The sequence below is a fragment of the Bathymodiolus platifrons methanotrophic gill symbiont genome (assembly GCF_002189065.1).
Taxonomy (GTDB): Bacteria; Pseudomonadota; Gammaproteobacteria; order Methylococcales; family Methylomonadaceae; genus Methyloprofundus.
This window is the reverse complement of sequence record NZ_BDMN01000107.1, coordinates 1-9,822: the sequence shown is the minus strand read 5'-3', so window position 1 is coordinate 9,822 and position 9,822 is coordinate 1. Positions and strand designations below refer to the sequence as shown.

Genomic DNA, 9,822 nt, shown 5'->3' with positions numbered 1-9,822 from the left:
CGAAGCTGTTAATGCGCTCAGTCTGCGTGATTGAGATAAGGCTTAAGGAGCGCGGGTTAAATAATATCCGCAAGCCTATTTCCAATGTAGCCTGTATATAGCTTGCGGAATACAGGAAAAATAGCATACTTACTTCCCCGTATTCCGCAAGCTCCATACGGGCTACACAAAGTTTCGGATTTTATTTTATCTGGTTCCTTTGTTTTAAAAACTCAGGATATTGAATCACGCAATTCATTCCTAAACAATATTTTACCGCTTTAATTTCTCTTTCAGGATTTTATTGACCTCGCCAGGGTTTGCTTTACCCTGTGACGCCTTCATAGTTTGTCCGACAAAGAAACCAAATACTTTATCTTTGCCACTTAAATACTGTTCAACCTGTCCCTGGTTATCAGCGATAATCTTATCTATAATCGCTTCAATAGCACCGCTATCAGTGATCTGTTTTAAACCTTGTGCTTCAATAATAGCATCTGCACTGTCTGCACTAGTCCACATTATTTCAAAGACTTGTTTGGCAATTTTACCTGAAATAGTATTATCGCTAATGCGCTTTAATAGAACAGCAAGGCGTTCATGTGTAACAGGGGATTGGCTAATATCCAGGTTCTGTTTATTTAGTGCCCCTGAGAGTTCAACGGTTACCCAGTTACTACAAATTTTTGCATTACAGCCAGATTCAGTAATTAACGCCTCAAAATAATCTGCAAGTTGTCTGGAACTTGTTAATTGAGTGGCTGTTTCTAAATCCAGTTTATATTGCTCAATAAAGCGTTGTCTTTTTATGTGCGCTAACTCAGGTAAGTCTGCTTTGACTTGTGCGCGTAATTCATCACTGATATACACAGGTAATAAATCAGGGTCAGGGAAGTAGCGATAATCATTGGCTTCTTCTTTGCTACGCATAGAGCGGGTTTCATTTTTATCTGCATCATACAGGCGTGTTTCCTGAGTGATCCTGCCGCCTGCTTCAATGATGTCAATCTGACGTTCAACTTCGATGTTGATGGCTTTTTCAACAAACTTGAATGAGTTGATATTCTTTAGCTCAGTTCGTGTGCCGTATTCTTCTTGCCCTACTGGGCGTATCGAGACATTGGCATCGCAACGGAAGGAGCCTTCCTGCATATTGCCATCACAAATATCCAGATATTGCACCAGTTCGTGAATTTTACGCATATAGGCGACGGCTTCTTTAGCCGAGCGCATATCGGGTTCTGATACGATTTCCAGTAACGGTGTGCCCGCACGATTCAAATCAACTCCGGTTAGGCCATGAAAATCTTCATGTAATGATTTACCGGCATCTTCTTCTAAATGTGCACGAGTTACTCCTACACGTTTAGTTTGACCGTCGACATCAATATCCATATGACCGATACCCACGATAGGGTGATCCATCTGGCTGATCTGATAGCCTTTGGGTAAATCAGGGTAGAAATAATTTTTTCTGGCAAATACTGAATAATCGGCGACTTCGGCTTCGATTGCCATGCCAAATTTAACCGCCATGCGCACGACCTCCTGATTTAGCACAGGCAGTACGCCCGGTAAACCTAGGTCAACTGCACAGGCTTGTGTATTAGGTTCTGCACCGTAAGCGGTAGAGGCGCCTGAAAAGATTTTAGTTTTTGTTGCCAGTTGGGCGTGAATTTCCAACCCGATAACTGTTTCCCATTGCATAGTATAACTCCTTACTCAAAGCCTTTCGGTGTTTGTTGATGCCAGTCGGTAACTTGCTGGTATTGGTGTGCCACATTAAGCAGCTTTGCTTCGGCAAAATAATTGCCAATAATCTGTAGGCCGACTGGTTTATTATCTATAAATCCGGCAGGAATTGACATAGCAGGTAATCCAGCCAGGTTAATGGCAATGGTATAGATATCCGCTAGATACATTTCGATAGGGTCGCTGATTTTTTCTCCGAGCCCAAATGCCGGAGTGGGGGTGACCGGACCCATAATGACATCAACTTCAGTTAATGCTTTATTAAAATCATCACTAATTAAACGGCGAATTTTTTGCGCCTTAATATAATAGGCATCGTAATAGCCTTCTGATAAAGCATAGGTACCCACTAGAATACGGCGTTTTACCTCTGTGCCAAAGCCTTCACCACGCGAACGTATATAAAGGTCGTTTAAATCGGCAGGGTTGGTGCAGCGGTGGCCAAAGTGTACACCATCCATGCGTGAAAGGTTGGCTGAACATTCAGCAGGGGCAATCACATAATAAGCAGGAATGGCTAGCTTCAAATTAGGCATGGAAACTTCAATTATTTCCGCACCCATTTTTTTATATTCATTAATTGCAGCTTCGATAGTTGCAGCCATTTCGCTGTTTAAAGCGGCATCAAAAAACTCTTTAGGTAGACCAATTTTTAACCCCGCAAGACTATTGTTTAAGTCTGAACTATAGTCAGGCACTTCGCGCTCAACGCTAGTCGAATCTTTGGGATCAAATCCAGCCATTATTTGTAACATCAGCGCCGCATCTTCGGCAGTTTGCGTCATCGGTCCGCCTTGATCCAGGCTTGATGCATAGGCAATCATACCGTAACGAGAAACCCGGCCATAAGTCGGTTTTAAACCAGTAATACCACAGAGTGCGGCTGGCTGGCGTATAGACCCGCCGGTATCGGTGCCTGTGGCTCCGGGAGCTAGGTGTGCTGCAACAGCAGCGGCAGAGCCGCCGGATGAGCCGCCGGGAACAGTGTCAGTTGCCCAGGGGTTCAGGACGCTACCGTAAAAGCTGGTCTCATTAGATGACCCCATTGCGAACTCATCCATATTTAATTTACCAAGTGTTACAACACCAGCTGCATTAAATTTTTCTACCACGGTAGCATTGTAAGGTGCGATAAAATTATCCAGCATTTTAGAGCCGCAACTAGTTTTTACTCCTTGCGTACAAAAAATATCTTTATGAGCAATGGATACACCAGTAAGCAGTGGAGCATTGCCTTGGGCAAGAGCCTGGTCTGCCTGTTTAGCGGTTGTAAGTGCCTGTTCTTCAGTAATGCTAATAAAGCTATTAAGATTCTGATGTTGTTTGATACGTTCAAGATAGGACTGGGTTAGCTCTACGCTTGAATAGTCACCTGCCTGTAAACCTTTAGCAAGTTGTGCAATCGTTTTAGTATGCATGTGGATTACCTTATTCAATAACTTTGGGCACAAGAAATAAGCCAGCTTCAACTTGTGGAGCAATGGCGTGAAAAGCTTCGCGCTGGTTTTCTTCACTGACCTGATCTGGGCGTAGGCGTTGTACCTGGCCTAGTGGGTGCGCCATAGGCACGACGTTATCGGTATCGACAGTGCTCATTTGAGCAACTAGATCTAGCATACCCGATAAATCTTTAGCATAGGACTCGGTGTCCTGAGTATCTATACCTAAACGAGCTAAATAGGCAATTTTATTAACATCATCAGCTGTTAACGACATTGTAACTCCATATAAACAATAAGGTTCTTAAGTTGTTTTTTAATTTTTACTGGCCTGGGAAACAGGTCAGATAAAGGCGAATAACCGAATATGATACTTTATATATTTAGTGCGGTCACGGTTGCCGGTTGTATGGTCAGTTTATTTTTGCCTGGAGAAAGCCGCTGAAATAGGCGTATAGCTGGTCACACAACTGTTTCAGTAATACTGCTAGCGGCAAAAATCAGTAGCTATAAATCCGCATTTGTAACCGTGTTAAGTATATCTTGCCCAAATACCTCATTGATTGTTAAAGTAACAAGATTTTCTATGTGTTCAGGAGCAGGAATTAATGTTTAATAAAATTCGTGGCATGTTTTCTAATGATCTATCAATTGACTTAGGAACGGCTAATACACTTATTTATATGCCCGGACAAGGTATTGTCCTAAATGAGCCCTCTGTTGTAGCGATTAAAGAAGATAGGGACCGTGGTTCCAAGATGATAGCGGCCGTCGGTGCTGATGCAAAATTGATGCTGGGTCGTACACCTGGAAATATTACCGCTATTCGTCCTTTAAAAGACGGGGTAATAGCTGACTTTGCGGTAACAGAGCGTATGTTGCGTGAATTTATCAAAAAAGTTCATGATAATAAATTTTTTCGTCCTAGCCCACGTATTTTAATTTGTGTGCCTTGCGGTTCTACCCAGGTAGAACGACGTGCTATTAGAGAGTCTGCAGCAATGGCTGGTGCACGTGAAGTGTATTTAATAGAAGAGCCGATGTCAGCTGCAATTGGGGCTGGTTTACCTGTTGATGAAGCGCATGGTTCTATGGTTCTTGATATTGGTGGCGGTACATCTGAAGTGGCCATTATTTCACTGAATGGTATTGTTTATTCAGCTTCCGTCAGAATCGGTGGAGACCGGTTTGATGAGGCCATTATTAATTATGTGCGTAGAAATTACGGCACATTAATTGGTGAGGCGACGGCTGAAAGGATTAAGCATGAAGTTGGTACTGCTTATCCTGGTAGTGAAATTATGGAGATTGAGGTTAAAGGGCGGAATCTGGCTGAGGGTGTGCCTAGAGGTTTTACCCTAAATAGTAATGAGATTTTAGAAGCCTTGCAAGAGCCTTTGTCTGGCATAGTCGGGGCGGTTAAAGTTGCTCTGGAACAAACACCACCTGAACTAGGAGCTGATGTTGCAACGCGAGGAATTGTACTGACTGGTGGTGGTGCCTTATTAAAAGATATAGACCGCTTGATTGCCGAAGAAACAGGTTTACCGGTTTATATTGCAGATGATCCTTTAACTTGTGTTGCCCGTGGGGGTGGTATGGTTCTGGAGATGCTGGATGAAAAAGGCTTGTCGGCATTTTCTTTAGAATAATATTGATAGGTGCGATGGGGTGGGCAAGAAGTAGCGTGCTCATCACATTTTTATGGTGGCAGGAAAATATCTTTGCTCATCCAATACAATATAAACTCACTAAGCCCTAAGCATTATTACCAATTTATCAGGATAGACGACTATAAAACTTTTATTTGCTACTGGCCCATCCATTAATACACGATTTATTGTCGTGTTGCTATTGTCTATTGTGCTGATAGTCGTGGATCAAAAAAGTGATAAGTTAAAGCCCTTACGTGACCTCCTGTCGGTATTCGTTTACCCGGTTCAATACGTAGTCGATCTTCCTAGTAGTTTGTTGAATAAAACTATCCAGTCATTTAAGGGCTATGAAGAGCTTTTAAATGAAAATAGGCAACTAAAACGAGAACATCTTATTAATAATGCAAAATTATTAAAGTTTGCTGATTTAGAGAAAGAAAATATACGCTTACGTTCATTACTGGATAGTTCATTCAAGCTGGGTGAGCAAGTTTTGGTTGCAGAGCTGTTATCTGTTAATCTCGCTCCGTATGAACATGTTGTCGTGGTTAATAAGGGGAATCGTTTTGGGGTATCTAAAGGGCAGGCAGTATTAGATGAAAATGGTATTGTCGGTCAGGTAGCCAAAGCTTTACCTCTAAGTTCTGAAATTATTTTAATCACCGATCCGAATCATGCTATTCCTGTACAGGTAAATCGTAACGGCCTGCATACTATCGCTATTGGTAGTGGTCAGTTAAATAAATTAAACCTGCCTTTTTTGCCTAATAACGCGGATATTATGCCGGGTGATCTATTAATCACTTCTGGGTTGGGAGGTGTATTTCCTCAAGGCTACCCTGTTGCTGTAGTCAGTTCTTTTGTTGAACAACCAGATAAACCCTTTGCCATTATTCAGGCAGAGCCCAGTGCGGCTCTTAACACTAGTAGAGAATTACTAATCGTCTGGAATAATAAACAAGTCATTCCTTTAAGCAAACAGATTATTGTTGAAGCAAATGGTACAGACTAGACAGGTAACATTATTAGGCTACTGGCTGACCATAATTGTTGCCATGGCCTTAAAAATTATCCCCTGGTCTACACCCGTGTTATACCTTACCCCTGACTGGGTTTTATTGGTTTTAATTTATTGGGCATTTGCCACGCCTGAGACAACAAGTGTTGGTAAGGCCTGGTTTGTCGGTTTGCTGGTCGATGTATTGACAGGGCAGTTGTTAGGTCAGTATGCACTCGCTTATACAGTGAGTATTTATCTTAGTGTTAAACAGCATAAACGTATTCGGCAATTCCCTATTATTCAACAGAGTTTATTTGTTTGTCTGATCTTATTGGTTGCCCATATACTTGTTTTTTGGGTGGAACGCATTAATGATCAGGCGGTTCCATTGCAATCCTGGTTACCTGTTTTGACCGACGGAATCGTTTGGCCGCTGGTATTATTGGTAATACGCAAGATACGTTTTTTTTCTTAAGTTTATGCGTCGCCATCAGGTTATAAAAGATAGTTTTTTAGAGAATCGTATTTTTTTAAGCAGAACGGTTATTCTGTTTGTATTCATGCTGTTTTTAATAGGCGGATTAATTACCCGTCTCATTTATTTGCAAGTGGCAGGGCATAGCCGTTATCACGGTATGGCGACTAATAATCGTATTAAAGTGACTTCAGTTCCGCCAACGCGTGGGATTATTTATGATAAGCATGGTCGGATTTTAGCTGAAAATCTACCCTCTTATAGTCTGGAGGTTATTCCAGAGCAAGTTGCGGATATGGAGGGTACTCTAAAGCGTCTGCAATCGGTGCTTAGCATTCCTGAAGAAAAAATTGAAGCATTCAAAAAGCATAGGAAGCGTTACAAGCATTTCGATAGCATTCCTTTATTAATGCAACTAAGTAATACTGATGTTGCCAGGTTTGCAGTGTTAAGACATACTTTTCCTGGTGTTGATATACATGCGCGACTTATACGTCATTACCCTTATGCTGAATTGACTGCACATGTCGTTGGCTATGTCGGGCGTATTAATGAGCAGGAACTAAAAACATTACCAGCAGCAGAATATCGCTCTATACATACCATTGGTAAAATCGGGGTGGAGCGTGCTTATGAGGATATTTTGCGCGGCCATGCCGGTTACTCTGAAATAGAAACCAATGCTCAGGGTAAGCCAATTAATGAACTAGGTAAAATTGAATCAGTCCCGGGAGCGGATATTTTTCTGACTTTAGACGTTGATTTGCAAAAAGTAGCCTATGATGCTTTGGCTGAATTTAATGGTGCAGTGGTTGCACTGGATTTGCAAACTGGTGGTGTGCTGGTACAGGTGAGTAAAGCGAGTTTTGATCCCAATTTATTTGTTTCAGGTATTAGTTATGTTGATTATAAAGCACTTAATACGTCTAAAAATAAACCACTGTTTGATCGTGTATTACGTGGCCAATATCCCCCAGGGTCGACATTAAAGCCGTTTATCGGCCTAGCTGGTTTAGAGCATAATATCACCCATATGCATCAGACTTTATTTTGTCCGGGGTATTATCAATTGCCAAATAAAGCGCATAAATATAGAGACTGGAAAAAATGGGGGCATGGCAAGGTTAATTTAGATATTGCCATTACGCAATCATGTGATGTTTATTTTTATGATATGTCACTTGCTTTAGGTATTGATAATTTATCCAGTTTTTTACATAAATTTGGTTTTGGTCAAAAAACCGGGATTGATTTAAAAGGTGAGAAAGCAGGGTTATTACCCTCAAGGGAATGGAAGCGTATTCATAGAGAACAGGCCTGGTACCCGGGTGAAACGCTTATTACAGGCATAGGCCAGGGTTTTACTCAGGTTACGCCGATGCAATTAGCGCGTGCAACAGCAACTCTGGCTAATAAGGGGTACATTGTTACCCCTTATTTAGCGCAAAAAATTATTGATGCAGATAGAGAAATAGAAATCAAAAAACCTGTGCAGAAAACAATCGAATTGAAGTCGACTAATGTGCAGGATATTATTAATGCTATGGTGCATGTTGTGCACTCGCCTAGAGGAACAGCGAAGCGAATAGCAAAAAATATAGACTATCAAATTGCTGGTAAAACTGGGACTGCGCAAGTATACACGGTTAAGCAAGATGAGGAGTATAACGAAGAGGAAATTGCATTTAATATGCGTGATCATGCGTTATTTATTGCATTTGCTCCAGCTGACAACCCTAAAATCGCTGTTGCAGTGATAGCTGAGCATGGTAGTCACGGAAGTTCTATTGCTGCACCTATTGCGGCTAAGGTGATTAAGCAATATCTGCTAGATAAGTAAGTCTGTTAAACAAGAAGGTTGGGTGGTGCATTTGCCATCGGTTAGTACAATTCAGCGGGTTAAAGTATCGTTTTACAGCTATGCATTCCTGGTGAAACCATCGAGAAAAACAACAAATGAAGATAGAACACAGAGCTGAGCAATTTAAAGAGCACTCTTTAATTGGCAGCTTATTACGCAAATTGCATATTGATATACCGTTGTTAATCGGCCTGCTATTATTATTGATATTAAGCTTTATGATGCTTTATAGCACGGGCAATAAGGAAGCCACTTTGCTTATTCGTCAATCTGCCCGAATGGGAGTCGCAGGTGTGTTGATGATAGTATTAGCACATGTAGACCCTAGGCAGTTTCAGCGTTTTTCAATCTTATTGTACAGTGTAGGAGTCATATTGCTGGTAGCAGTTTTATTGGTTGGCGATGTTGGAAAAGGAGCTCAGCGGTGGCTAGATTTAGGGGTATTTCGCTTCCAGCCTTCCGAAATGATAAAAATTACCACGCCTATGATGATTGCCTGGTATTTATCCGGACATGAGATTCCACCTAAATGGCGGCATATTATAATTGCAGCCACATTTATTCTAATCCCAACTTTATTAATTGTACGCGAGCCAGATTTGGGTACAGCCCTATTAGTAGCGAGTTCTGGTGCCTCAGTGCTATATTTTGCCGGCCTTTCCTGGCGATTCTTATTGACTAGTGCGTTCAGTTTAGCTGCACTTGCTCCAGTGTATTGGCATTTCTTTATGCGTGAATACCAGAAGGATAGGGTGCTTACCTTTTTAAATCCTGAGGCAGACCCTATGGGTAAAGGCTATCATATTATTCAGTCTAAAATTGCCATTGGGTCAGGGGGGGGCTATGGCAAAGGCTGGCAAGGTAATACTCAATCTCAATTAGATTTTTTACCAGAAAGCTCTACCGATTTTATTTTTGCTGTTTTTGCTGAAGAGTTTGGTTTACTAGGCTGTCTCGGCTTACTGGCAGTATATATATTTATTATTGCCCGAGGTTTATATATTGCGGTACAGGCACAGGATACTTATAGTCGTCTGCTTGCAGGTAGCCTGGTGTGTACCTTTTTTGTCTATGCTTTTGTCAATATAGGTATGGTTATCGGTATCTTGCCGGTAGTAGGAATACCCTTACCATTAATCAGTTATGGGGGGACATCTATGGTAACCTTATTCGCCGGATTTGGTATTTTGATGTCTATTCATACGCATAAGAAAATTCTACCTAGCTAACGCATTTGATTTTTCCTTTGCACCGGGGGATATGAGTCATAACTTATTTCCTGCGTGCGGGAAAACAGCTAGCTTTAATTTATTTAAGAGAGGGTGTTTGTTCTGAATTTAATTTGTATTCAGCATCAATAAATTCTTTCTTATGCCCGTTTAATACATGTTCTTTTTGTGCTGCTTTATCCTTTGCAACGGCATCCGCTGTCAGCCCCGGACGGGCTGATAGTCTCCAGAAGGCGCAGGGAAATTTGCCAATCCGAAGTGCGCGATAGCGCGCGAGGGAGGCTAAAATTTTATCCCGAATAGCCGTAGAGCCATTTGAGGTAGCCATGACTGAGCTGCTTTGTGCTCAGTCTGTGGCGGACGCAGGGCGGCTGGAGCATCTCCTATTCGCTGCGTAGGTGAACGAATTACGGCGACAGGAGTCCCGGAATT

At 41.8% G+C, this 9,822-nt stretch carries 9 protein-coding genes; 5 read left to right on the top strand and 4 right to left on the bottom strand.

The genetic code is table 11. The annotated features are described in order from the left end of the window. Positions 1 to 252: 252 nt before the first annotated feature. From gatB to gatC, 3 genes are read right to left on the bottom strand one after another with little or no spacing between them, the layout of a single operon-like run. Entirely contained in the window at positions 253 to 1,686 is a 1,434-nt protein-coding gene (gene gatB / locus CDZ78_RS06690; RefSeq protein WP_087869311.1) for an Asp-tRNA(Asn)/Glu-tRNA(Gln) amidotransferase subunit GatB, read from the bottom strand. Between the two features lie 11 nt (positions 1,687 to 1,697). Further along, positions 1,698 to 3,149 (bottom strand): Asp-tRNA(Asn)/Glu-tRNA(Gln) amidotransferase subunit GatA, encoded by a 1,452-nt coding sequence (gene gatA, locus CDZ78_RS06685; protein ID WP_087869310.1) that lies wholly within the window; start codon positions 3,147 to 3,149, stop codon positions 1,698 to 1,700. 10 nt (positions 3,150 to 3,159) lie between these two features. Then, positions 3,160 to 3,447 (bottom strand): Asp-tRNA(Asn)/Glu-tRNA(Gln) amidotransferase subunit GatC, encoded by a 288-nt coding sequence (gene gatC / locus CDZ78_RS06680; protein WP_087869309.1) that lies wholly within the window; start codon positions 3,445 to 3,447, stop codon positions 3,160 to 3,162. Positions 3,448 to 3,778: 331 nt separating this feature from the next. On the opposite strand from gatC, the gene CDZ78_RS06675 reads away from it, so the two are divergent. From CDZ78_RS06675 to rodA, 5 genes are all read left to right on the top strand, one after another. Further along, positions 3,779 to 4,822, top strand: coding sequence for a rod shape-determining protein (locus tag CDZ78_RS06675; RefSeq protein ID WP_087869308.1), 1,044 nt, complete (start codon positions 3,779 to 3,781; stop codon positions 4,820 to 4,822). Positions 4,823 to 4,964: 142 nt separating this feature from the next. Next, entirely contained in the window at positions 4,965 to 5,837 is an 873-nt protein-coding gene (gene mreC / locus CDZ78_RS06670; RefSeq protein WP_087869307.1) for a rod shape-determining protein MreC, read from the top strand. Continuing rightward, a complete protein-coding gene (gene mreD, locus CDZ78_RS06665; protein ID WP_087869306.1) occupies positions 5,824 to 6,300 on the top strand; it encodes a rod shape-determining protein MreD in 477 nt (158 codons plus the stop codon). Before mreC ends, mreD begins: the two co-directional genes overlap by 14 nt. Positions 6,301 to 6,304: 4 nt before the next feature. Continuing rightward, positions 6,305 to 8,140 carry a penicillin-binding protein 2 gene (mrdA, locus tag CDZ78_RS06660; protein ID WP_087869305.1) on the top strand — a complete coding sequence of 612 codons (1,836 nt, stop codon included), beginning with the start codon at positions 6,305 to 6,307 and terminating at the stop codon, positions 8,138 to 8,140. A gap of 116 nt (positions 8,141 to 8,256) precedes the next feature. After that, the gene (gene rodA, locus CDZ78_RS06655; protein ID WP_087869304.1) at positions 8,257 to 9,390 is read left to right on the top strand and encodes a rod shape-determining protein RodA; all 1,134 of its coding nucleotides are present in this window, start codon (positions 8,257 to 8,259) and stop codon (positions 9,388 to 9,390) included. Between the two features lie 79 nt (positions 9,391 to 9,469). On the opposite strand, the gene CDZ78_RS06650 is transcribed toward rodA, so the two are convergent. Beyond that, complete coding sequence (locus CDZ78_RS06650) at positions 9,470 to 9,718, bottom strand: hypothetical protein (RefSeq protein WP_087869303.1); 249 nt, start codon at positions 9,716 to 9,718, stop codon at positions 9,470 to 9,472. Positions 9,719 to 9,822 lie beyond the last annotated feature (104 nt).

Coding starts and splice junctions, on each gene's coding strand:
- gatB (WP_087869311.1), bottom strand. CDS start 1,686: ATGCAATGGGAAACAGTTATCGGGTTGGAAATTCACGCCCAACTGGCA.
- gatA (WP_087869310.1), bottom strand. CDS start 3,149: ATGCATACTAAAACGATTGCACAACTTGCTAAAGGTTTACAGGCAGGT.
- gatC (WP_087869309.1), bottom strand. CDS start 3,447: ATGTCGTTAACAGCTGATGATGTTAATAAAATTGCCTATTTAGCTCGT.
- CDZ78_RS06675 (WP_087869308.1), top strand. CDS start 3,779: ATGTTTAATAAAATTCGTGGCATGTTTTCTAATGATCTATCAATTGAC.
- mreD (WP_087869306.1), top strand. CDS start 5,824: ATGGTACAGACTAGACAGGTAACATTATTAGGCTACTGGCTGACCATA.
- mrdA (WP_087869305.1), top strand. CDS start 6,305: ATGCGTCGCCATCAGGTTATAAAAGATAGTTTTTTAGAGAATCGTATT.
- rodA (WP_087869304.1), top strand. CDS start 8,257: ATGAAGATAGAACACAGAGCTGAGCAATTTAAAGAGCACTCTTTAATT.
- CDZ78_RS06650 (WP_087869303.1), bottom strand. CDS start 9,718: ATGGCTACCTCAAATGGCTCTACGGCTATTCGGGATAAAATTTTAGCC.